General features: G+C 56.6%; 24 protein-coding genes, 5 pseudogenes and 1 other annotated feature. Of the genes and pseudogenes, 16 read left to right on the top strand and 13 right to left on the bottom strand.

The annotated features are described in order from the left end of the window. Nucleotides 1-260: 260 nt before the first annotated feature. Nucleotides 261-383: pseudogene (locus AC5SEO_RS26220) on the top strand (type II toxin-antitoxin system Phd/YefM family antitoxin); the annotation flags it as partial. 161 nt (nt 384-544) lie between these two features. On the opposite strand, the gene AC5SEO_RS26215 reads toward AC5SEO_RS26220, so the two are convergent. Continuing rightward, nucleotides 545-1,609, bottom strand: a complete 1,065-nt coding sequence (locus AC5SEO_RS26215) for a class I SAM-dependent methyltransferase (RefSeq protein WP_076846201.1) — start codon at nt 1,607-1,609, stop codon at nt 545-547. Nucleotides 1,610-1,847: 238 nt separating this feature from the next. Between AC5SEO_RS26215 and AC5SEO_RS26210 the strand changes: the two genes are divergently transcribed. Then, the gene (locus tag AC5SEO_RS26210) at nt 1,848-2,660 is read left to right on the top strand and encodes a nickel-binding protein (RefSeq protein WP_076846200.1); all 813 of its coding nucleotides are present in this window, start codon (nt 1,848-1,850) and stop codon (nt 2,658-2,660) included. Between the two features lie 379 nt (nt 2,661-3,039). Further along, on the top strand, nt 3,040-3,675 hold the full coding sequence (locus tag AC5SEO_RS26205) for a GNAT family N-acetyltransferase (protein WP_236742562.1): 636 nt from the start codon (nt 3,040-3,042) through the stop codon (nt 3,673-3,675). Between the two features lie 396 nt (nt 3,676-4,071). Here the strand turns inward: AC5SEO_RS26205 and AC5SEO_RS26200 are convergent, their stop codons facing one another. Together AC5SEO_RS26200 and AC5SEO_RS26195 are read right to left on the bottom strand one after the other, a co-directional pair. Continuing rightward, complete coding sequence (locus AC5SEO_RS26200; RefSeq protein ID WP_076846199.1) at nt 4,072-5,238, bottom strand: serine hydrolase domain-containing protein; 1,167 nt, start codon at nt 5,236-5,238, stop codon at nt 4,072-4,074. A gap of 16 nt (nt 5,239-5,254) precedes the next feature. Further along, nucleotides 5,255-6,463: an MFS transporter gene (locus AC5SEO_RS26195; protein WP_145167517.1), complete on the bottom strand. Its 1,209-nt coding sequence runs from the start codon at nt 6,461-6,463 to the stop codon at nt 5,255-5,257. Nucleotides 6,464-6,553: 90 nt separating this feature from the next. On the opposite strand from AC5SEO_RS26195, the gene AC5SEO_RS26190 reads away from it, so the two are divergent. Both AC5SEO_RS26190 and AC5SEO_RS26185 read left to right on the top strand, forming a co-directional pair. Next, the gene (locus tag AC5SEO_RS26190) at nt 6,554-7,450 is read left to right on the top strand and encodes a LysR family transcriptional regulator (protein WP_013762454.1); all 897 of its coding nucleotides are present in this window, start codon (nt 6,554-6,556) and stop codon (nt 7,448-7,450) included. A gap of 98 nt (nt 7,451-7,548) precedes the next feature. Beyond that, nucleotides 7,549-8,133 carry an SDR family oxidoreductase gene (locus tag AC5SEO_RS26185; RefSeq protein ID WP_013762455.1) on the top strand — a complete coding sequence of 195 codons (585 nt, stop codon included), beginning with the start codon at nt 7,549-7,551 and terminating at the stop codon, nt 8,131-8,133. Here the strand turns inward: AC5SEO_RS26185 and AC5SEO_RS26180 are convergent. From AC5SEO_RS26180 to AC5SEO_RS26145, 8 genes and pseudogenes are all read right to left on the bottom strand, one after another. Then, nucleotides 8,102-8,503, bottom strand: coding sequence for an AAA-type ATPase lid domain-containing protein (locus tag AC5SEO_RS26180; protein WP_013762456.1), 402 nt, complete (start codon nt 8,501-8,503; stop codon nt 8,102-8,104). The genes AC5SEO_RS26185 and AC5SEO_RS26180 overlap by 32 nt on opposite strands. A 38-nt stretch (nt 8,504-8,541) precedes the next feature. After that, nucleotides 8,542-8,757 carry a hypothetical protein gene (locus AC5SEO_RS26175; protein WP_019567388.1) on the bottom strand — a complete coding sequence of 72 codons (216 nt, stop codon included), beginning with the start codon at nt 8,755-8,757 and terminating at the stop codon, nt 8,542-8,544. A 663-nt stretch (nt 8,758-9,420) separates the two neighbouring features. Then, nucleotides 9,421-10,080, bottom strand: a complete 660-nt coding sequence (locus tag AC5SEO_RS26170; protein ID WP_013762458.1) for an outer membrane protein — start codon at nt 10,078-10,080, stop codon at nt 9,421-9,423. Nucleotides 10,081-10,287: 207 nt separating this feature from the next. Then, on the bottom strand, nt 10,288-10,671 hold the full coding sequence (locus AC5SEO_RS26165; RefSeq protein ID WP_025594780.1) for an ester cyclase: 384 nt from the start codon (nt 10,669-10,671) through the stop codon (nt 10,288-10,290). 70 nt (nt 10,672-10,741) lie between these two features. Beyond that, the gene (locus AC5SEO_RS26160; protein ID WP_025594779.1) at nt 10,742-11,362 is read right to left on the bottom strand and encodes a histidine phosphatase family protein; all 621 of its coding nucleotides are present in this window, start codon (nt 11,360-11,362) and stop codon (nt 10,742-10,744) included. Further along, nucleotides 11,340-11,909, bottom strand: a pseudogene (locus AC5SEO_RS26155) (P-loop nucleotide/nucleoside kinase family protein). Before AC5SEO_RS26155 ends, AC5SEO_RS26160 begins: the two are co-directional and overlap by 23 nt. A gap of 112 nt (nt 11,910-12,021) precedes the next feature. Beyond that, nucleotides 12,022-12,150, bottom strand: coding sequence for a hypothetical protein (locus AC5SEO_RS26150; protein ID WP_003518932.1), 129 nt, complete (start codon nt 12,148-12,150; stop codon nt 12,022-12,024). A 123-nt stretch (nt 12,151-12,273) separates the two neighbouring features. After that, on the bottom strand, nt 12,274-12,594 hold the full coding sequence (locus AC5SEO_RS26145; protein ID WP_013762464.1) for a hypothetical protein: 321 nt from the start codon (nt 12,592-12,594) through the stop codon (nt 12,274-12,276). Between the two features lie 421 nt (nt 12,595-13,015). On the opposite strand from AC5SEO_RS26145, the gene AC5SEO_RS26140 reads away from it, so the two are divergent. The 10 genes and pseudogenes from AC5SEO_RS26140 (at nt 13,016) to AC5SEO_RS26095 (ending at nt 20,637) form a co-directional block, all read left to right on the top strand. After that, nucleotides 13,016-13,288, top strand: a complete 273-nt coding sequence (locus tag AC5SEO_RS26140; RefSeq protein ID WP_013762465.1) for a helix-turn-helix domain-containing protein — start codon at nt 13,016-13,018, stop codon at nt 13,286-13,288. Further along, nucleotides 13,285-14,526, top strand: coding sequence for a type II toxin-antitoxin system HipA family toxin (locus AC5SEO_RS26135; RefSeq protein WP_013762466.1), 1,242 nt, complete (start codon nt 13,285-13,287; stop codon nt 14,524-14,526). The genes AC5SEO_RS26140 and AC5SEO_RS26135 overlap by 4 nt, the downstream gene beginning before the upstream one ends. Continuing rightward, nucleotides 14,516-14,656, top strand: coding sequence for a hypothetical protein (locus AC5SEO_RS26130; RefSeq protein ID WP_156390030.1), 141 nt, complete (start codon nt 14,516-14,518; stop codon nt 14,654-14,656). Before AC5SEO_RS26135 ends, AC5SEO_RS26130 begins: the two co-directional genes overlap by 11 nt. Before the next feature lie 1,022 nt (nt 14,657-15,678). Beyond that, nucleotides 15,679-16,773: a helix-turn-helix transcriptional regulator gene (locus AC5SEO_RS26125; protein WP_013762468.1), complete on the top strand. Its 1,095-nt coding sequence runs from the start codon at nt 15,679-15,681 to the stop codon at nt 16,771-16,773. Nucleotides 16,774-17,406: 633 nt separating this feature from the next. After that, the gene (locus AC5SEO_RS26120; RefSeq protein WP_256372464.1) at nt 17,407-17,532 is read left to right on the top strand and encodes a hypothetical protein; all 126 of its coding nucleotides are present in this window, start codon (nt 17,407-17,409) and stop codon (nt 17,530-17,532) included. Nucleotides 17,533-18,144: 612 nt separating this feature from the next. Beyond that, nucleotides 18,145-18,417, top strand: a complete 273-nt coding sequence (locus AC5SEO_RS26115) for a type II toxin-antitoxin system prevent-host-death family antitoxin (RefSeq protein ID WP_060642209.1) — start codon at nt 18,145-18,147, stop codon at nt 18,415-18,417. Beyond that, a pseudogene (locus tag AC5SEO_RS26110) lies at nt 18,404-18,562 on the top strand (plasmid maintenance toxin (PemK-like)); the annotation flags it as partial. The gene AC5SEO_RS26115 and the pseudogene AC5SEO_RS26110, both read left to right, overlap by 14 nt. 135 nt (nt 18,563-18,697) lie before the next feature. Then, complete coding sequence (locus tag AC5SEO_RS26105; protein ID WP_495364181.1) at nt 18,698-18,907, top strand: hypothetical protein; 210 nt, start codon at nt 18,698-18,700, stop codon at nt 18,905-18,907. Between the two features lie 195 nt (nt 18,908-19,102). After that, nucleotides 19,103-19,375: a helix-turn-helix domain-containing protein gene (locus AC5SEO_RS26100; RefSeq protein WP_236735824.1), complete on the top strand. Its 273-nt coding sequence runs from the start codon at nt 19,103-19,105 to the stop codon at nt 19,373-19,375. Next, nucleotides 19,372-20,637, top strand: coding sequence for a type II toxin-antitoxin system HipA family toxin (locus AC5SEO_RS26095; protein WP_060642210.1), 1,266 nt, complete (start codon nt 19,372-19,374; stop codon nt 20,635-20,637). The genes AC5SEO_RS26100 and AC5SEO_RS26095 overlap by 4 nt, the downstream gene beginning before the upstream one ends. Before the next feature lie 47 nt (nt 20,638-20,684). Here AC5SEO_RS26095 and AC5SEO_RS26090 read toward each other — a convergent pair whose 3' ends face one another. Next, nucleotides 20,685-21,062, bottom strand: coding sequence for a hypothetical protein (locus AC5SEO_RS26090; protein WP_065687635.1), 378 nt, complete (start codon nt 21,060-21,062; stop codon nt 20,685-20,687). After that, nucleotides 21,059-21,451: pseudogene (locus tag AC5SEO_RS26085) on the bottom strand (DDE-type integrase/transposase/recombinase); the annotation flags it as partial. The gene AC5SEO_RS26090 and the pseudogene AC5SEO_RS26085, both read right to left, overlap by 4 nt. A 52-nt stretch (nt 21,452-21,503) precedes the next feature. On the opposite strand from AC5SEO_RS26085, the pseudogene AC5SEO_RS26080 reads away from it, so the two are divergent. Further along, nucleotides 21,504-22,252, top strand: a pseudogene (locus tag AC5SEO_RS26080) (IS3 family transposase); the annotation flags it as partial. Further along, nucleotides 21,785-21,901: a sequence feature (AL1L pseudoknot), on the top strand. It overlaps the preceding pseudogene by 117 nt. Nucleotides 22,253-22,302 lie beyond the last annotated feature (50 nt).

Here is a 22,302-nt window from a genome sequence, read left to right as displayed (position 1 = left end):
GTTTGGACGCCGATCACCCCATTTGCGGGGTCCTTATTCCATGCCTAATCACACTATCACCAGTTCCGCACCATCGGGCACGAGATCAATGCGGTTTACCAGCGTGCGAAGCTTGTCGGCCGCCTGTGCCCTCGTCTCCTCGTTGCCAAGCTGGTCGTGAAGAGCAGCGATCTCCTCATGATAAAACTTTGCCAGATTGGGATGCCGCAGGGGAGGTGGCTCCTCCGCATTTGGGATTTCGGATTACATAGAGGTTTCCGATGACCATGACACGTTTGTTCTGCAGTGAAGTCGATCTTGACGTTAGCAAGGCAAAGAAAGCCGCCCAAGCGGGACCTGTGATCATCACCCATCGCGGCAGGCCATCTCATGTGTTGATGACGTAACACGAGTTCGAGCGCCTCACCGGAAAGCGCAGCAACCTCGTCGAGGACGAAAGAGCACGAACGGCTGATCCCCACCAAATCTCGTCGCCATGTTGCACACGATTAACTGGCAAATACTCTGGTCTACAATGCCGGCGCGCAACGCGCCCTAAACAATCCTAAACCCGCGCTTCCAGAACCATGTTGAAAGGCCCGGTGAAGGCTCGCCTGACGCTGGAAAAGCCACCCAAACGAATGACCTCTGAGAGCTTAGCTTCGCCGGCCTGAGCTCCCAATCCTTCACCAACCTCCTGGTCAAGTGACGTTGGCACGCAGATCATGGTTGAAGCATTGTAGTAAAGGCGGCCGACAGGATTCATATTGTCCGCCGGGCGGTCGCCCGCGATAGGTTCGACGATCATCCAGGTGCCGTCCTTTTTAAGGATACGAGACATGTGCCCCGCACACCCACGCGGATCACCCATATCATGCAGACAGTCGAAACTGGTGATGAGATCGAAATCCGTATCCTTGATGTCTTTGGCCGTCGCCGCCACGAATTTCACCCGGTCGTCCACCCCATGGCTTCGGGCATGCTTGTTCGCCTCTTCTATGGATGGCTCGTGGAAGTCATAGCCTGTGAAGCTGGCGTTGGGGTATGCCTCGGCCATAAGAATTGTCGAGAAGCCGACGCCACAGCCGACATCGGCGACCCGGGCGCCTTTCTCCAGTTTGTCCTCAACGCCATGAAGGGCGGGCAGCCACGATTGGACAATATTGTTCACGTATCCCGGCCGAAAGAACGCGCCCGTTGCGCAGAATAGGCAACCTGCAGTGTCACCCCATCGCACCCCGCCGCCGGTCCGGAAGCTGTGCTCAACCTTGGGCTCTCCCTCGATCATCGCCGCGACCAGATCGAAAGCTCCTTCGAGATAGACGGGGCTGTCCTTGTTGACGAACACCATGGCCTGCTCGGGTGAGAGACTGAACATCCCCGAACCGCTGTCGTAGTCGATGTAGCCGTTTGCCGCCTGTGCCAGCGCCCACTCCCTGACGTAGCGTTCCAACAGGTTACCGGAGGCTGCCGCAAGGCCTGTGGATGTTAGCGGTCCGGCGCGGTGCAACGTATCGAACAGGCCCAATCTCAAGCCAATCCTGACAGTTGGAACACTGAAGGCTCCCCCTAGATCGCCCAGCATTTTGCCAATAAAAGAATTCAGTTTTGTTTCGTCGAGCTGTGTCATTTCATTCCCCCCAATTAATTGAGTTGGCGGGCAAAGGCTGACCGAAAATTTACGCGTCAGTGAATGCTCGTAGGCGACGTAAGATAGCCGAATACCCTGAATTTGTCACGCAAACCAATATCGCTCTATCGGTGGTCCGCTCCTGACTAGCGTTACAGGTAAGAGTGATGGACGATGGCGCGGGGAAGTCGTAAACTGGCTTGAAGACCAGGCAACGATATACTCCCGGGAGGAAGCAATGCCTATCTTCATGGACCGGCACGAGCTTGCCGGAGTTTCAGCGGCGGATATCGCCGCGGCACACCTTAAAGATCTCAACATTCAGGATCAGTACGGCGTCAGGTTCCTGACCTACTGGTTTGATGAAAGGCGTGGTACGGCCTTTTGCCTTATCGATGCTCCAGACGCTGAAACTGCGCAGTGCGTACATCGGGAAGCCCACGGATTTGTCGCCAGTGAAGTTGTGGAAGTCGCTCTGTCCGCTGTGGAAGCGTTTCTCGGGCGAATACAGGATCCCTTGTCGCTTGCTACCATCTCGAAAGATATGGATGCCGGCCACCGTGCGATCCTGTTCACTGATATTGTCGGTTCAACCGAGATGACGGCCCGCCTTGGCGATCGTATGGCGGCGGAACTAGTCCGCGCACACGATGCCCTGGTTCGCGGTTGTCTCGGGCGACGGTCGGGGCGGGAGGTCAAGCACACCGGCGACGGCATAATGGCTGTATTCTCGTCCGTACCGTTTGCCGTGGATTGCGCCATTGATATCCAACGCGAGTTCCATCGCTACAACAGCGGCAATGGTGAGCCCATTCACATCCGCATTGGACTGGATTGTGGTGAGCCGATCGAGGACAGCAATGATTTCTTCGGTGCGACAGTGCAACTGGCAGCCAGGCTCTGTGCCGCGGCCGAGAGCGACCAGATCCTGATATCGGACAAGACCTTCCAAGAATATGGCAGCGCCGATGTCCTCGTCCATGGCAATCAATACAGACTGAAAGGATTTGCCGAGCCGGTCATCGCCTATCGTTGCGAGTGGCTGCACTAGCGACGTGATTTGAAATCTGATGTAGAAATGACCATCAAATGGTGATCTGCGCGGAGCCACCGTGCGGTTTGTTCGGTCGGGCAACACCGCCCTGATGTCTGGCGAGGTGTGGAAACCTGCCCCACCGCCGGGCGGCCGCTCTGCGAAGCCGGAAAACTCTAGCCTCAGCTGGTCCAGAAACCTGGGGCGGTTCAAAATGGGCCGGACTCTAATTTATTCTGGAGGAAATTCTCAGTGGCAGGTCACGGTCACTTTGCAATTCAATGTCGCCTTGGTTGGGAGCATATTGATGAAAAGTTCGGCATTAGATAGAAAAACCACAGAATTCCATTTCAGGCACTGATTTCCATGGCTAATTTGGGAAATCTATAAACGTTGCATGGCATCGGCCGCAAATAATGTACGTTGCGCCGCCAAGCGGTACGCTGCAATGGCGCTGGCAAGAGCGCGATCAAGGATCGATGGAATGGACTTGGCGTATCGCCTCCCGGAGGAATTCTTCACAGAGCGGTTTCTAGTCAGGCGGGTTCAACCATCTGATGGCGACGCAATCTTTGCTGGTTGGGCAACTGATCGTGAAGTGACGAAATATCTCACTTGGCGTCCGCACACAGACCTTTCCCAGACGCAGGAAGCTGCGGAACGCTCCTATCTGGAGTGGGAAGGTGGCTCCACGTTTCCAGCGGTCATTTGCCGACGCGAAGTGCCGAGCGAACTTGTTGGAAGGATTGACGCGCGACTGGCGGGACCGCGAGTTTCCTACGGTTGGCTTGTCCGGAAGGATCACTGGGGACAGGGCGTTGCGACTGAAGTGGTAAAATGGGCAATCGAGCATGCCCTTACCCATCCGATGATCTATCGCACCGAGGCAGCTTGTGATTTCATGAACGTGGCCTCAGCACGTGTGATGGAAAAGGCTGGTATGACCCAGGAAGCGTTGCTTCGGCGGTATCTTTTCCATCCAAATTTGTCGAACGAACCAAGGGACGCTTTCCTGTATTCCAAAGTTCGCTGAGACCGTCCCGGGTTACCAGTCCGGCTGTAGCTTTCCGCATAAACCAACTGGGTCTCTCACGACCGACTCCTATGCGAAATCCAAGGTAAAACCTGGATCATGTTCAGGATGATACGCATACAGCTCTAATCTCCCCGCGGCCTTCAGTCGCCGGACGGTGTCAACATCAGGATGCGCCCACCCTAATCGTGGCGATTCTTCACGAATGAATGGATCTCATGAAGCTGTTGGCTAATCGTGTGAACGAATGATATTTCGGTGAAGGGAGATTATCTGCGCGAGACGGATAAATCGTTGTTATAGCATGGTCGCAAAGAGGGGCGCCTGTTTGAACCCGCCTAAAGGCGTAGTCTTGGATTAGAATTGTTGGATAGCATCGCTAATTTCACTTCTCGCTCATGACGCCTCCGCCATCGCTGCATAGATGGCCCGACTGATATCGGTAGAAAACCGCCCGGCGCCAGACATGCCTTCAAATGCGGTATTGGTCAGGGCCACAACTGTCAGGCCGTTGCTTGGGTCAGTGAACCAGCTATGCCCGTAGGCCCCGCCCCAGCGCCAGGTGCCTGCCGGCTCGGCCACGCCTGCGGCCTGGCTGTCGCGCAGCACCGAAAAACCGAGACCATAGCCCCAGCCCGGCGATCCCTCGATGTCGATCCCGGCTATCTGGTCACGCGCCATCACGGAGGCATGATCGGCAGTCATCATATCACCGCCGCCCTGCCGTAACGCTTCTATCAGCTGCAACAAATCTAACGCTGTGCCGACCATACCGGCGCCGCCTGAAGGAAAAGCCTTGGTATCAAACACCCGTGATGGATCCATCATGACGCTTGCCATACCGGGGAGCAATGGCAAGCAGTCCGGTTCGTGCATCCGGCGGGGACGTGGCGTGGCGTCCGCGTATGCAGCCGTAACCCGGGATGGATCGGAAAGCGCAAAACCGGTATCCTTAAGACGGAGCGGCTCGGTGACGAGCGTGCGGATGGATTCCGGCAAGGCGAGCCCTGTTGCCGCCTCAATCACCGCACCCACAACATCTATCCCCAACGAATAGCGGAATGCCGACCCCGGAGCGAAGGAGAGGGGGACGCCGGCAAGGCGCCGGATGTTGTCGGCAAGCGTCAGGTCGGAGCGGTCCATACCGTCCGACACGCCTGCTTGGGCGAGAGGCCCGCCTTCCGGCTCAAAAAAGCCGTAGCTGAGCCCTGCGCTGTGACTGAGCAGATGACGCAAGGTGATAAGAGCCGGTCGTCCCTCGAAGGTCGGCGTGAACGCCGGTAGCCATTCCGTGATTGGTCGATCGAGATCCAGTATCCCGCGACTGACCAACGCTAGGGCAGCCGCGGCGGAGAAGAGTTTCGAGACGGAGGCCAGTCGGAAGATAGCGTCAGTTCGCATCTCCGTGCCGGCATCCCGGTCGGCGAGCCCTGCTGCGCGGCAATATATTGTTTTGCCGTCGAGCGCGACAAGGACGACAGCACCGACGATGCGTTCGGCTGCAATCGCGCCGTCTATCACAGCGTCCAGGCGCGATACGATCGAAGAATTTGAGGATGTCATGAGAATTTCCTTTGGATCAGGGATTGGCAGCCGGTGGGAAGGCATGATGGCGTGCAAGAAGTGTTGTGATGAATGCCGGGACGAGGAGGATAAGAATGGCTGGGGCGAAGCCGCCAACGCCACTCTGCTGCAGGATCAACCCGCCGACGATACCGCCACCGGCGATGGCCAGGTTCCAGGCGGTGACCAACATGGATTGAGCAACATCCGCAGCATCGCCTGCGGTATTCGAAAGAGCGGTCTGAAACAGCGTGGCGGTTCCGCCAAAAGCGAGGCCCCAGACCGCGATTGCACCGTAGACAACCGCTGGGTTCTCACCCCATAGCCCAAGCGCCAGCGCTGCAAGCCCGAACAAAGCGATGCTGGCGAGCGACAGGCTTCGCAGTTGACGGTCAATCAGGACACCGACGATCCAGATGGCTGCCAGTGCTGTCGTGCCGAAGACCAGAAGCACAAGATCGGTCCGCGCTGCCATGCCGGCCTCGACCAAGAACGGGGCGATATAGGTGTACAGGATGTTGTGAGCGAGGACGAAGGCAATGGTGACGAACAGGACCGGGCGCACGCCGGGCAGAGTAAACACCGTGCCGAGCCCGCGGCGACGCTCCATAGGCTGGCCTCCGAAGTCTGGCACCTTCGCGATAACCCAAACAACCAGTACCAGAGTCAAGCCGCTGATGAGGCCAAAACACGCCCTCCACCCGAGGAGGGTGCCCAGAAAAGTACCGGCCGGAATGCCAAGCGACAGCGCGAGCGGCGTGCCCACCATGGCCACCGCGATAGCCCGTCCCTTTAGTGCCTCGGGCACCATGCGTGCCGCATAGCCTGCGAGCAACGCCCAGAGCAACCCGGCCGAAACGCCGGCACAAAATCGTGCGACCATCGTCAGCAGATAGCTAGAGGAGACGGCTGTAACTGTATTGGCGATTGCGAAACCGGCGATGGCAGCGAGGAGTAACCGCCGCCGTCGTATGCCTTGCGTCGCCGCCGTCAGCGGGATCGCGGCGATGAGCGATCCAATCGCGTAGATCGTCACCATCTGGCCCACCAGTGCGTCCGACACGGCAAGGCCCGCGCCGATCTGCGGCAGCAAAGCTGCGGGCAACGCCTCGGTCAGAATGGTGATGAAGCCGGCCATGGCGAGTGCGAGCAGGCCCGAGAGCGGCAGACGACGAGGTTGGGGCGGGTCGACGGGGGACGCGGCGAATAAGTGCATGTTTGTCATGCCTTGACCATAAGCCGGTCTCCGCGATTGGAGAATTATGCTAGAGTTCTCATCATATCGGACATAGATGTCCGCAATAGGGACTAGTGGATGGAACATCTCGGCGCATTGAATGCCTTCGTTCAAACGGCAGATTGCGGTAGTTTTGCGGGTGCAGCCGCGAGGCTTGGCGTTTCTGGCTCGGCCATCGGCAAGGCGGTCGCGCGGCTGGAAGAGCGGCTTGCCGTTCGCCTCTTCCATCGCTCGACGCGCTCGTTGACGCTGACTGCGGAAGGAGCTCTGTTCCTCGATCGCTGCCGCCGCATATTCAGCGAGATCGAGGCCGCTGAACTGGAGCTGTCGCAAATCCGTCAGGCGCCGCGCGGACGTCTTCGTGTCAGCCTGCCACTAATCGGCATGCTGATGATGCCCGCAGTCATGGCCTTCATGCGTGCCTATCCCGAGATCGAGCTTGACCTCGACTTCACCGACCGGCTGGTGGATGTGATCGACGAAGGTTTCGATGCCGTGGTCCGCACCGGCGAAGCCCGGGACTCGCGATTGATGATGCGTCGGGCAGGGGCATTCTCGCACCGGATCGTCGGATCGCCCGATTATCTCGCGGCGCGTGGCGTGCCTTCGACGCCCGACGATCTGCTCGGTCACGCCTGCCATCATCACAAATATCCGTCCACCGGCAAGCTGGAGCGCTGGCCGATGGTGGCGGACGGCGCGGCCCTTGAACTTGTTCTTCCCGTGACATCGGTAGCAAGCACGCTCGAGCCGCAGATCTGCTTGGCCGAGGGAGGCTTCGGGCTTGCATGCCTGCCGCAATTCGCGATCCGGGAGCAGCTCCGGCGAGGTAGGCTGGTCAGCGTGCTTGAGGACTATATGCAAGAGGTCGGTGCCTTCCACATCCTCTGGCCGGCAAACCGGCATCCCTCGCCGAAGGTGTCCGCCTTCGTCTCCTTTATGGCTGAAAACCTTCTGCGTGAGCAACATAGGTGATTTGTCATTCGCGCGTTCGCACCACGCCTCGCGGCCTTAGGCCTCACTGGCGGCAACTGACGTTCGCTTGAAAGGATCAGGAGATCGTCCGCGCCTACGTGGCCAGCGCAAAGGCCAAGGCGCGCGACGATATTTCCGCCCATTCCGAAGGTCGCTCGCCAGCACTCGGCCAGCCGCCTGGGGCATGGCGTTCAGCGGTCGATTCGAGGCGGGTTTCGATCTTTTCGATCACCGATGCGCTTGCATACGGCATGATCGAACGTCAATGGGGTCGCATCATCACCATCGGTTCATCGGGCATCGAGCGGCCCATTGCCGGTTTCGCCCTGTCGAAAGCGGTTCGCGCCGCGGACGCCGGGCGGTCGAAAACGCTGTCGACGGAGCTCGCGCCTCACGGGGTCACGGTCAACATGATCCTGCTCTGCCGGAGTGACACCGACCGCGTGCGCGTGCTGGATGACATCAGGGCTAGAAACGCCGCGCTTGAGCTAGCTGCCGTGCTGGAAGCGTCGCGCGGGGACATCCCCGGCGGACGTTACGGCTGCGCAGAGGAGTTCGCTGCCGCCGCCATTTTTCTTGCCAGCCAGCAGGCGAGTTACATTACCGGGTCGATGGTGGCGCTATCCGCAGCCTGTGACGCCGCCGCCCGCCTCAGCCCTTCATGCGCAATTTCCCGACCATAAGCTTGTGCTTATTCACCTTGTCGTAGAATGTCTTTCTCGAAATCTTCAGGTGCTTCATCGCCTGTGTGGCGCTTCTACCTGTCGCCGTCAGCGTTGCGGCGATGAGGCGGGCCTCGTAAGCCGTCATCATCGTGGCGAGGCCGGTCATCTCGGCGGATCCGCCGGCGGCGGGAAGCTGCTGTGGGCCGAGCAGTTGCAGCTGGGCAAAACGCTGTAATTCACGTAGGTTGCCCGGCCAGTTATGCGTGAGCCTTGCATGGCTGACGGCGCTCATTTCAGGTAAGGGCGCGCAGTTATTGGCGCTGGCGTGGCGTAGGAAGAAGCGGAAACAGGGCAATATGTCCTCAGGTCTTTCCCGCAGCGGCAGCACGGAACAAACGGGTCCCTAATTCGGCACAACGAGGGGTCTCAGTCAGCAGCCAGATATTCAACCGAGCAAAAGTCTTCACTACGCAAATGCGCCAAGTCTTCATCCAGTTGGCTAAGTCGCATCATATGTGCGGTGATCTGTAGTGAGATGATGTGCCGGTCGTCTATAGAGAAACGTTCCCACCTCTTGAGGTTGTCGATGACCTCAATGAGGTCGAGACGTTCTTGTTCTAGTTTCTCCAAATTCCAGATCATCGCAGCCGGCCTCCCGATTTGACTTGCGTGAAACGTAGCATGGCCGGATCAGTTCAAACCGATAAGATTTAGCGTAAATTTTATCTAAATCGCAAGTTGCTCCAAGCTGCGGTTGGCGTGCTTAAGCAAATCCAGGGGATCCGTCAGCTAGCCACCGCGCTTGGTCGCGAAGAGTGTCGTCGTCGAACGCATGGAACAGGCTTGTACCGATCCAATACCTCTAGGGAACACCCGCATCATCCGCGGAACCTTGCCGCGCGGCAACGGGAGCTCGAGGTGCGGCTGAAAGTGCTGCTTGGCACATGGATTCTCAACCAACTGCAAAAAGCCGGCGGATGGAATGGATGCGCAGATGCTGCTCCACTTACTGCGGTGTAAGCTGACGCAGATGGCGCTGCGTGATGCCGATCGTGCACTGCTTGGGGATTTGCTCAAAGGGGAAATCGTGGGTGAGGCTGGCTGATCGTTTGCTGGAGGGAGAAGGAGCATGTCCGGTCGCGTCCGGGTCCTGGTCGGCATGTTCAGTCATTGTGGTGGCATTGCAACTGGCCAACAGGTGGCCCGTACTTGCCCACCCCTGTTTGTCGCTTCCCGCCTTCGGAAAAGGGACAAGAAAAAAGCCCGGCACAATGGCCGGGCTTTTGCTGTTGCTGTCCGGGTGAATCAGAATTTTACGCCGAGGCCGACGCGTATTGCATGCTGGTCGACATCTGCATTGATTGCAGCGCCGCCGAAATCGAAATCCTTGTCGCCGAAGTCGGTGTAACGATACTCAACGCGTCCGAACACCATGTCGGTAAACGCGTAGTCGAGACCAACGCCGACGGTGTAGCCGTTGAACGTTTCCTTCACGTCGGCAATGCCCGGAACTTCCGCGTAGCCGCGAGCATAGGCCCAGCCTGCGGTACCATAGACCAGGGCACGGTCAAATGCGTAGCCGACCCGGCCACGAACCGAACCCTGCCAGTCAAACCCGTAGTCAAAGCCCGTGCCAAGGATAGTGGCTGAATCATCGCCCCAGTTCTTTTCGAAGTCTGCTTCGAGGCCAACGACCCAGCTGTTGCCAAGGTCGTAGTTGAAGCCGACGAAACCACCGGCAAGAGCACCATCGAAGTCTGCGGACGTTTGGCCGGGAAGGCCGACGATCGAAGCGTCATTGTTGTTCCAGCCGTAGCCGGCCTGGACACCGGCGGTAAACCCGGTCCAGCTGAACAGCGGCGCAACGTCTGCTGCCGGGGCTGCAGGAACTTCTGATACGGCATCGGCCGCCATTGCAGTCGATGCCGCAAGCACGAATGCGATAGTCGATACGATTTTCTTCATAGTCTCTGAACTCCCTTGTATGAGAGATCATTCATATGCTTTTTTCCTGAAATATGATGTAACCTTTGTGCAACGCCCGCGACCTCAGCAGCTGTCTGCATAAATTTGAGGCTGTCCGGCTTCAGTGAGCGTTTCGTGCAATCACACTCTTTCGGCTCATTTTTCTGGCGCTGGCGGGCCACAGATACCTTCGCCGGGTGACGGCCGTCAGCCGAGCTGGCGCTCAATTGCGGCCTTGTCGATGACCGACCAGACCCTGCGGATTTTTGTCTGTTCGAAGTCGTAGAAAACATGCTCGCAGAACTGAACGCGCCTGCCATTGACCGGAAGGCCCATGAAGGTGGATTTGGGAGTGCAATCGAACGAAAGCCGGGCGCCGATCCGGGTCACGTCGCTGACAAGTATCTCTGCCTGGAACCGAAGGTCTGGAATATCAGCAAAGTCCTTGACCAGCATGTCGCGATAGCCCGACAGGCCTAACGCCCGGCCGTTGTGTTCAACAGTATCGTCGACGAATGCGCCGAGCTCATCGAAGGCCTGACGGTTGAGGCAGTCGAGATAAGCCAGGTAAATGACGTTAAGTGTATGCATGTGTTTCTCCCCTGTCGACATGGCGAATGACGTCCATGGCCCTTGGCTTTCTGGATCACGACCGTGCAGGTCAAACTGTGATGAGCTCGCACCTGCCATCATCTAGTCGGTAAAATCCATCCTGCGGAACGGGCAGTTCGAGCATCTCCAGCTTCGAAAGTCCGAGAAAAACACCCCGAAGAATCCGCCCGAACAGGCCATGGGAAATGGCGATCGTCGGATGCTGGAGATCCGAGATCCATGACGTCGCGCGCTTGCAGGCGTCATCAAAACTTTCGCCATCCGGTGCCCTGAAATACCAGTCGAATGCGTTGGATCCTTCAAGACGCCCAGGAAATTCGGCATCAATCTCAAATCGCGTCATGCCGTCCCAGGAGCCGGTGGTGACCTCAACGAGGCGGTTATCTTCGAGACACGGGAGCGCAACCTCGGCCTGGACCCGTTCTGCTGTCTGTCGCACGCGCCCGAGCGGGCTGATTTGCATCCGGAAAGACTGTTCATCGTCGCAGAGAGCGTCACGGAGCAGGCGCGCGACTTGATCGGCCTGTTCGATACCGCGCGCGGTCAGCGGGGAATCCTGTTGCCCCTGAAACCGGCCAAGACAGTTCCAGACTGTTTCGCCGTGGCGCAGGAGATAGATTGTCGGGACAGCCACGCTTGCTTCACCTTTATGTTCGTAATCGATTGCCATCGCTCGTGGCATCAATACGGAAACGTGCCGATTGCAGCGCATTGATGACCGCCTCCAAGGCCTGATCCCTGTCCTTGCCCGACAACGATAGTACATTGTGCTCGAAAGCCCCGAGATTGGCGAACTGGGCATGAAGATCGGCCACGACCAGCGGATCGCGGAGGCTGTCGCCGCCGCGAGCCTGACAGCGTTCGATTGCTTCTGTTACTGTCGTGCGCAGCACGATGTAGTGCAGCGGGCATGCAAGCGCCAGGAAGGCCGGGAGCCAGTCCGGTCGCACGACGCCATCGAGAATGACGAAATAACCCGCCTCGGCATAGCGACCTGCGACATCGGCGGCGATCTGCATGATCATGCGGTTTTGTTGATCGGATTCGGGAAGTCAGGGATCGATGCGGCCATGCTTGATGTATCCCCACAGATCATCGCTATGAAAATGAACCTTTGGCACGCCGCGCAAGTGCGCAAGCGTTTCGGCTATTGTGGACTTGCCGGAGCCTGGGTGGCCGGAGAGAAGCAGGATATGGCCGCGAAGATCGTCTGTCATGGTCGTTCACTCACCCGGGGCAGGCATTCGGCGGCTGATAGTACGGTCACCGGCCAAAGTTGCCAGGCTGGCGTTTCTTGTCCTCGCCGGTAGACGGGTGAAAGAACCCGCCCTATCTGGCAAAGGTTGTCACCAGGTATGCGGACGCCAGAAGCAGGCTGACGATTGTGAAGAATATCAGGGCCGCCGCCAGTTCATCAAACATGCCTTCGCGTTCATTGCGATTCCAGTCGTAAGCCAAAGCCAACCTCCATCGTTGTTGTGAGAGGAGGGTGGTCGCGTATGGTTAACGAAAACCTAAAATCATTAAGCTGAATTTCGCCGGTACGAAGTGCCATTGACGGCGGGAAGATGGCACATGGCGTCAACCGGCGGGTTCGGAAAAGCTGATTCCGGTTTTGCTGTCGAGGACGATATGCAGGTCTCGGATCATGCCGGCTGCCTGCAGCAGGGCGTTTCGCACGTCGTCATCGCTGCGCCATCCGTGTTCGATGGACAGGGCGACGGTGTGGATGTCGACGACACTGTCGCGACCGGGACCGGAGGGGATTCCGATCGTTTCGCGCATGTCGCGGATTGTCGTTACCGCCCGTTCAAGCATGCGGCGCTTCTGATAGTCGTCGAGGTTCTCGAGCCTGTTGGCGTCGCGGACGAGTTCGGCAATGAAACTGTTGGTCAGGGTCATGGTATGAGGTTGCCGGGTCGACCAGGCGGCGTCAACTGAGAACCGGCAGCGTGGGCTTCAGGCTGCTGTTTTAAGGTGTTGGCGTGATGCCCGTGCATCAGGGCCCAACGCGCGGCGAAATGGATTACGCCGTTTATCATCGTGATACTTATGGTTATATATCATATAAATAAGTAGTTTTTCGGATGTAAAACATTAATACGATAGTAATGGCCGGTGTATCAATTTATCGGGCAATGATGATGAAACAATAGGCCCGTGAGACGAGGCAAATACTCTTGCTCCTGCCAGGTGCGATCCCACAAAGATTCCCGATCAGGATGATTTGGCGCGATCGAGCGTAAGACTTACTGATCGGGAAGCGATTCCTTGATTCTTTGGAAAACTTCCTGTACGGTAAGTCAAACTATGGAGGTTGACGATGTTCAGGTCCGCGCGTGATTTCGGCGCTGCTATCAAGGAGAGACGCAAAGCACTTGGCTGGACGCAAACCGGTCTTGCTGCCCGTTCCGGAACGGGGGAACGCTTCATCGTCGAGCTTGAATCGGGCAAGCCGAGTTGCCAGCTCGAAAAAGCCCTGATCGTCGCACGCGCAGTTGGAATCGATCTTGGCGATCTCAAGACGGTTCAGACTGTGCAAGTCGCGTCGGACGATGACCTCGGCTTTTTGCCGATGTTTGGTGCTGATCAATGACAACCATCTACTACGAGACCTTGCCTGTCGCCCATCTGACTTTTGAAGGCGAATGGAGGTTGGACTATGATCCGGGCTGGGAAGCGCGCCGCCCGGCCTTTCCGGTGTCGCTTACCATGCCGCTGCGTTCCGGATCCGTAGGTGCAGCGAAGCTGCTTCCCTGGCTTGCCAATCTGCTTCCGGAAACCCATCTTGCCGAGATCGGTCAGCGCTTCAAGGTTTCCCCGCAAGATATTGTCGGTCTACTTGCTCATATCGGACGTGACACGGCGGGGGCACTGTCGATCGGGGAGCCGCGCAAAGCTGGCGTCAACCTCCGGCCGGTGCCGGACGAGCAGGCGCTGGAGCGTATTCTCAATGAACTTCCTGCCAAACCCTTTCTGGTCGGAGAGCGCGGTGTTTCCATGTCGCTTGCTGGCGTCCAGGAGAAACTGCCGGTGTTTGTTGACGGGAACGGCCGTATTTCAGTTCCGGTTGATGGGACGCCATCCACGCATATTCTCAAGCCGGATACGAAACGCCTTGCGGGGAGCGTGGAGAACGAAGCCTTTTGCCTGTCGCTTGCACGTGCCTGCGGTCTTGAGGCTGCCGAGGCGACGATCGGAGTAGCTGGCAAGCGGCGTTATCTTCTCGTGAAACGCTATGATCGCTTCACCGACCCTCAAGGCGAGATCCGCAGGTTGCATCAGGAGGATCTTTGCCAGTTAACCGGTTGCTTCCCCTCGCAGAAATACGAGCGATCCTCGACCGGCCGCGGCGTGACCATGAAGATGATGTTTGACGCCGTCAGCGATCTTGTTTCGCCTGGCGAGCGGTTGAAACTTCTCGATGCGGTGATCTTCAATGTCCTGATCTGCAATTCGGATTCGCATGCCAAAAATTACTCTATCCTGATTGGTGCCGGTGGGTCCGCGAAGATGGCTCCACTCTATGACCTGATGTGCGCTGCCGTTTATCGCCAGGTCGACCAGAGCCTGCCGCAGGGGATTTTCGGTCGGTTCCATGCGCCTGACCTGCGGCGTGCCGACTGGCAGGCACTGGCTGATGACATTGGATTGAGCGGCGCATCGACACTGAAACGGGTGGGGGAGCTTGCAAAACTGGTCAGCGTCGCATGCGATGAGGTGGCACCATATATCGTCGCCCTCTCCAGCGATCCGACGAGGATTCTTGAGCGAATTACTCACAGCGTTCAAAAGCGGTGCCGGCGAATTCAGGAGCAGATGCATGATCGATGAAACGCATCTTGACTATAATCCGACCACTGATTTGGAAGTCTGTGCGGAATGTTTTGACCGCGAAGTGCTGTTTAGGAAGCAGTTCTACGATGACATCATGTTTCGCTATGCAGGTGTGCCAAAGCGATAGCCAGTAAGCGGGCGAACTTTCGTGACATGACGCCTGTTGTTTCAAAGTTCGAACCGCTGACGAGACGCGAGTTTTTACCACAATGCTACATCGGCAGCACAACGATCCGAAGCTCGACGCATTCAGGTTCGTGTCGCCTGAATGTCGTACCCGCCACCGGGACGTGCGACCGCGTGGATATGATCGGCCGGCTTCGGGAGCAGTAGCCGGTGCGTCAACCGACAGAGAATACTGATGGCTCGGAGGGCGGATCTTCATGCTCGGACGCTATATTGCGAACACATCGGGACCGTGGAGAGCAGCAGTCTTCTTCCTAGCCATGTGCGGGGGTGAACTCGCAGTTTGTTGAAATATAAATTTTGTGATTTAAATACAGATAATTGAGATTGTTTATAAAAGTAATTTGTTAGGATTAAGGTAATTAGCCGCTGCTAAAGGAGCGTCCTCTTGCTACAGGAAACTTGTCGCGCGCGGAATGTCCGCATCGAGATCCCGATCGATGACGTTATAATCGGCCTCTGAAAATTCGGCGCTATTTTCTGTTTGCCTGCTGATCCACAGTACGCACTGTGAAATATCGTCGGTTTCGAAAACGGGCTCTTGCCTGTCAGGCCTGACCCACATCAACACGTAACGCATTGATATTGCTCCAGTTTGATTACAGGGCAAGTTAATATCTAGCTTACCCCAGGTTTGCGTACCCCAATTGGGGTATGTCTGGCTGATCGGGTTCGGGTTTGCTCCAAGACGCTGACTGATGTCGTTAGGTGACGATAAGACGGCTGAGAAATGCAACGAGTGTCTTGCCGACGATTGAGCGCACATCCGTCCGGTCCGTCGTAGAAGCCCGTTGCGCCTGGAAGGCGTACCTACCTGCTGCAGTTGATGGCTTCGGGAGGTGGATGAGAAACGGGCGGCTTCCAGCTCGACAAGTTTGTTTGTTCAAGTATGCATGAAAACAACTTCTGGATCTGGTGCTGTATTCTGGCTATACAAATATACTTTGGTGGGTGAGGGGGAAAATGCCGGTTGATATCGCGGTTTTTCATAATCTGCTGAATCGTTTCCAGGATGCAGCGCTGGAGCCCTCGCGTTGGCCCTCGCTTCTGGAGCAGATTGCTGAGGCAACTGGCGCCGGCGGCATCAATGTCATGGCACCGGCAAGCTCCGGCTCGGTCGGAGGTATTCTTTTCACCGAGAGTTTATCCTCGATCATGGAAGCCTATATAAACGACGGCTGGAACACGCGAGACCACCGGGCAAAATTCATACCGTTGATGAAGCGTAACGGAGTTGTCCTCGAGGAGGATTTCGTCCGTAAAGATGATCTCGATAATCTCGAATACTATAAATTCATGGCGAAGCATGGATTCCAGCATACAGCAGTCGTCAATTTTTCCTCAGGTGAGGACGATTTGTTTTTCGTCCTGCAACGCAGGCTCGGCGATGGTGGGTTCGGGAACGATGACCGGGTTCACCTCGCTACTCTCAGAACCCACCTTCAGATGTCCGCGCGGATCATGGCACTGTTTTCGGCTGGCGACATGAGAGGACGTCTGGCCGCGTTTGAGCGTGCAGATGTTGCGTGCGTTTTCTTTGACCATCGTGGTCATGTGGTAATGGCTAACCAGAAGGCGGATTCGCTTCTCACCGGGGATGTCAGAATAGCGCATGGAAAAATCAGGGCAGCGTCGTCACGGGAGACAGTGGTCTTTGAGACGACGCTGAACAAGGTCATTCGATCGAATGATCTGGCTCACGGCGAAGTCGTGACGTTGACCCGTGGTGAGAAGAGGCCGTTGCTTGCGCGGATCGAAAGGGCTGGGCCAAATGTCCGCGACGTTTTCGCCAGGTCGTACGCAATGGTGCTGTTCGAAGATGTGAGTGATAAACGTTTCATTTCATATGACGTGCTTCATCATCTGTTTGGGCTGACGCCGTCCGAATGTAAAATTACGGCGCTTCTTGCCGACGGTGCCGATCTTAGAACCGTCGCCGGTCATTGTGGAATTCAGTATGAAACGGTTCGTACCCACATTCGGTCAATCCTGCGTAAAACCGGGACCGAACGACAGGCGGAGCTATGTGTCCTTCTTGCTGGCATTCGGCTACGCTAACACGCAAGGCTACTTCAGTATGCGGTGTTCAGCCGCATGATGCTGATGCCTGATTTTTCGCATCATGCAAAAGTCTTTCCAGATCCTGCTTATAGGCCCGTAGCCCCGGATCGTGCAGGCATTGCTGTACGAGCCGCAGGCTTTCGGTGTAGAGAGCCACACCCGCCTTTGCTGTGCCGCAAATGTCGATTGCATTCCGGGCACGTGTTGCAAACGGTTAGATCTTCTCACTCATATACGTGTCCGAGCAGATATCCTTGCCAGGTACCGCGTGTTCGCTTGCGGCGAAAGCAATCAGGGTTACGGCGCTGGTTCGGATGCATTTTTTAAATTGCATGTTTGAAGTCCCCAAGCTGAATCTTCGCATCTGGGAAGCTTGCGTATTGTCCGCGTCCTGGATGTGAGCGGTTAGAGACAAACAAAAAGACGGAGCTGTCGCATTCTCCAATTAGGGTACGATTATGGTGCCCGTTTATGATGGTGTCTGGCGCATCGTCAGCGCATCGGGCGAGGGATATAGCCTTGCGCTGAGGAATGATTCATCCGTTCAGCGAGAGGTTAGAATGAACTGGCGTGTAACTTTTCTTATCCTTCTGTCATCACTTTCCGTGTTTCCTTTTTCCGGACAGGCTGATGCACGGTGTGAACTGGCCCCGGCTAACGGTGGCCGATCTTACGGGTGCGGCGGTGGCTCTGCGCAACGACAATCATCTGGAGCTGATGCAGCCGCATTGCTGGGGCTGGGCATTGCTATACTGAACGCTCTACCGGAACCCGAGGACAGACCTGTACAGACATTTCGTCCACGCTCGTCGGATAATATCGATCGGATGAGCCGGGCATTTGGCAGAGCAGGCGCAATTGCCAACGCTGCAAGTACGCCCGATCCCAGACCGTCGGTTCAGAGGCCGGTTAGGAATGGCCAGGCCCCTTACGCGAATGATGATTGCGTAGCATTTAAACAGCGCAGTCGGGGCAGGATCGATTGGGACTACGTTGACGTCATCAACAAGTGCAATATCCCCGTACAGGTCGTCATGTGCTACTACATGCCCGGAGATGAGCGGAAATGTGCCGGCAAATCAGCTTGGGGTACGACCTCAACAATCGGTTCTCGTGGGAAAACAGTAAGCGTCTCGGACACCCGTTCGCACCCATACAAAGTAAAGTACTTTGTATGTGACATGAGTGGTGTGAGCAACAACAGCAAAATGTGCTTGCGACCCAAGGTGTGATGTCTCATGGGCAGCGGTTTCTGTACGAGGAGCCGCTGACTGTATTTGATTATGTAATTCAAATTTTTGTATTTAGATATACTACTTAATACTCGGTACGGTTCTTTCTTTTGCACCGGCTCCCGGCGGCTGAGTTATTCTGCCACTTTTTCCAACACGGTTCGAAAATTTTGGAGCCTATCATCACGCTGCAGTCCGCGAGCCCGTCATTATCACCAAGAACGGTCGGCGTCGCCCCGTTGTGATTGCCTATGAGGACTATATGCGCCTCGCAAAGCGTGATCGCCGAGTCGAACTTTCGACGACGCTCGGCGACGATGACCTCGCCGCCACTGAAGCATCGCAGATGGAGCCGGGTCTGGAACATCTCAACGCCGAACTGTTGACGGACAAGCATTCTGCCGACTGAACCAAAGGTCGGCGGGCTGTTCAGATATTCGCACCTTTGGCATTGGCCGCACCTCGAAGGCCGTGAGGAGGGCGACAAGGATCGACCGGTGCTGGTTCTGGCGATAGTTGACGAAAGCTTCGATGAAGCGGACGGGGTTGTCCGGGCCGACGTAACCATCAACCGCTTCCGGCAGAAGCAGCAATTGCGTGCGATCTGTTCATGAGAGATGTGCCATGGCAGAATCCAGCGCAATATAGTGCTGTGTGGAATTAGCCAAGCCGTTTCAAGAAAGATTTACGTGAGCGACAAACTACATCTGGAATTACAGGCGACCGATCTTCTGAAGATGTTCAATCAACTCCCACCTTTTGGGGGTAAAGTCATTTTCCTTATAACGGCTTTATATGTGTCGGCTGCCGGATTGCCGCCAGCGGCGGTCTCCGGCGCCGATTGGCTCAGTCAGGTTGCCGTTGCTTATCTGGTGCGGGATGTTTGTTGCTGCAGTTGATGTGGTTTGAGCGTCCGTGCACTCAGTACGATCCTTTCTTTGGCGCTGGCTTCCGGCGGCTAAGTTATGCCGCTACCTTTTCCGGCATGGCTCAAATCACCGACTTGCGATTTATGTAAATGCTATTATATTGGCAGTAATGTCGTTTATTTGTATTTGGGTGATAATATGTTAGCATTTAGGATGGCATCCCCGGTGGAAGTTATCAGAGGTTTGGCGGACAGAATGAAGCGCCGACGGATTGAGCATGGATTGACCCAGCGTGAACTGGCTTCGAGATCGAATGTGTCCTACGGATCGTTGAGGCTATTCGAAGAAACCGGGAAAATTTCGCTCGAGAGCCTTGTGAAAATTGCGTTTGCCCTTGAGGCGGAGGCGGAGTTCGAACGCTTGTTTCCAGGTCGGCCGCCGCAGAATATCGATGATGTCATTGATCGTCCTCTCAAGCAGCGTGTGCGCCGGAAATGAAGTTCAAGCCAATCCAGCAGATTAAGGTTTATCTGAATCTCGAAGGGAACGAGAGGAAACTCGGTACCCTCGCCTGGAGTGGCAAGGAACGGAGGGCTTACTTCGAGTACGCGGCGGAGTTTCTGACATCGCCCCTTTTGATTTCTCCATTCCATATGATGGCGGCCACCGGGTTGATTGCGGCGCCTCGCGATCCGTTCGACGGGCTCCATGGGCTATTCAACGACAGCCTGCCTGACGGGTGGGGTCGTCTGTTGCTGGACCGCCGTCTACAGCGAGCGGGCATTGATTACACCCGGCTCACGCCGGTTGACCGTCTCTCGGCGGTGGGCAGAACGGGAATGGGGGCACTCTCATACATTCCGGAATTGCCAGACGATCAGAAACAACAGGCCGTCACTGATCTCGATTGGTTCGCTGATCAGGTGGAGTTGGTACAGACGGAGATGGACATCGCCGACATCGATCGTTTGCAGGGCGCACAGGGCGGATCCGCGGGTGCACGTCCGAAGATTATGATCGGCTTCAACCAAGTGGAAAATACCTGTGTTCTGGACTACGGCCAGCCGTTGGGCGCGGGGTTTGAAAGGTGGATGGTCAAGGCACCTAGTTCCGATGATCCGCGGGAGATTGGCGCTGAAGAAAGAGCCTATGCGCTTATGGCGGTAGCTGCAGGACTGACGATGGCTGACACGCAGCTGTTGGAGACCCGGAAAGGAAGGCGGCTTTTCGCGACGAAACGTTTTGACAGGACACCTGCCGGCAGGCTCCACATGCACACGGCAAGCGGCCTGTTGAATGCCAGCCATCGTGAGGCGAGTGTGAACTATGAGCAACTTCACAAGCTGACCCATATGATGACCCGCGACGCTGCGGAAGTCCTCAAGATGTTTCGAAATATGGTGTTCAATGTCTATGCCAGAAATCGCGACGACCATGCTAAAAACCATGCATTTCTTATGGACGGGAATGGTAGGTGGTCTCTGGCACCCGCATACGATCTTACGTTTTCGTCCGGGCCAGGCGGTGAGCACAGTGCTGCAATAGCCGGGGAAGGTAGAACCCCCGGCATGTCTCACCTTTTGGCGGTCTCCAAAGCGGCTTCGATCCCGGATCAATATGCCAGGGAGGTTATAGAGCAGGTTCGAGAGGCCGTAGATCGGTGGCCCCAGTTTGCGGAAGAAGTTCGGCTATCCAGATCCCGTACTGCTGAACTCGACAAATTCCTGAATGGTAATCGGCTGGCTGATCGGCAATTTTAGTGGCCCTTGGCGGCGCTCATCGGTTTAGGTGAACGTCAAGCCGTACCTTACACGCCTTTTATGATGTCGCAGATGCCCTTGCGGATGACATCCTTGTCGGCGATCTGTCCTGCCTGAATGTTGAAAACAGCATCGATCCGGACAGCTGCGCCTTTCTGGCGGGCGACAACGCGCAGCGTCTGAATCCTGCCACTTCCGCTGGTTTCCTGGTGGGCATCGATTGACGACAGTGCCTTGTTGATCTGGATACCTGAGAAACCTTCTGCTGCGACGGCCTGGGCTAGCTTTTGAAGGACAGCGGGTGCTTTGGCTTTCGGCAGTTCCTGAAAGGATTTGTAAGAGACAGCCGTGACCATCGGCACACCTGAGGGCATTGCCGAGTTGTTTAGCGTTGGGTGCGATCGACGCTGTGTTGGCAGTTTCAGACTGTCATTTCAGCGGCATAGTGCGCCCACAGGCTGAACGCGTCAGCCCGTGCATGGCGGTATGAAATGGCGCTCAGAGTGTAGCGGCGAGGACGGAAGATCGTGTTGATTTGATCGTAGGCCGACAGGAAGCGCTGTGCGTGGCGTGTCGACTTGAACCGACCCATGATCTTCTCGCGTTTTCGGGTCTGCCGGTGGGAATTTTCAATTCGGTTGTTCAGCCCCTTGTGCGCCCGGTGATCGGCATCCGGAGCGATGGCCTGGATCGTCCCCACGTCGCTACTCAGTTTGTCCGTCACGACCACGCGCGGCTGACCAAACTGCCTGACCAGCCTGGAGAAGAAGCGTCTGGCAGCCCTGCTGTTGCGGCGAGCCTGAACCAGGATATTGAACCGCTCCGGGTTTGCCGGAGGCTCCAACTTCTGAGAGAGTGGAGCCATCATGAGCAAGACAACGAACAAGTTTTCACCTGAAGTCCGTCAACGTGCCATTCGTATGGTGCTGGATCACGAAGCCGAGCACCCTTCGCGGTGGGCTGCCGTTTCATCTATCGCTGCCAAGATCGGCTGCTCGCCAGCCACGCTGCATGAATGGGTAAAGAAGACCGAGGTCGACAGCGGCAAACGAGCAGGCCTGCCGAGCGATGTCGCCGAGAAGATGAAGGCTCTCGAGCGGGAGAACCGCGAGCTTCGTCAGGCCAACGAGATTTTGCGCAAAGCTTCGGCCTATTTCGCCATGGCGGAGCTCGACCGCCCCTTCAAGCGATGATTTCGTTCATCGACGAACACCGTGGTGTGTTCGGGGTCGAGCCGATCTGCAGACTGCTGCCGATCGCCCCGTCAACCTACTACGAGAATGCCGCCAAACGTCTGGACGTGGATCGCCTGTCGATCCGCGCCCGCAGCGATATCGGCCTGAAGATTGAGATACGTCGTGTCTTCGAACAGAACTTCCGCGTCTATGGCGTTCGCAAGGTCTGGCGGCAATTGAAGCGTGAAGGCTTTGACGTCGCCCGCTGCAGTGTCGCCAGGCTTATGAGGTCGATGCGCCTGCAGGGTATCATTCGAGGTAAGCCGATCCGCACGACGTTCTCGGACAAGTCGGCCCCGAACCCGCTTGACCGGGTTAACCGCCACTTCAAAGCCCCAGCACCAAACAGGCTGTGGGTTTCGGACTTCACCTATGGTGCGCCTCGCCCCAAACGGGGAGGCATATGACTGGAATGCAAAGAGAAAGGAGG

It is taken from the genome of Agrobacterium sp. K11 (assembly GCF_059429395.1).
The sequence above is the reverse complement of the archived record's forward strand: the minus strand, read 5'-3'. Positions and strand labels throughout refer to the sequence as shown.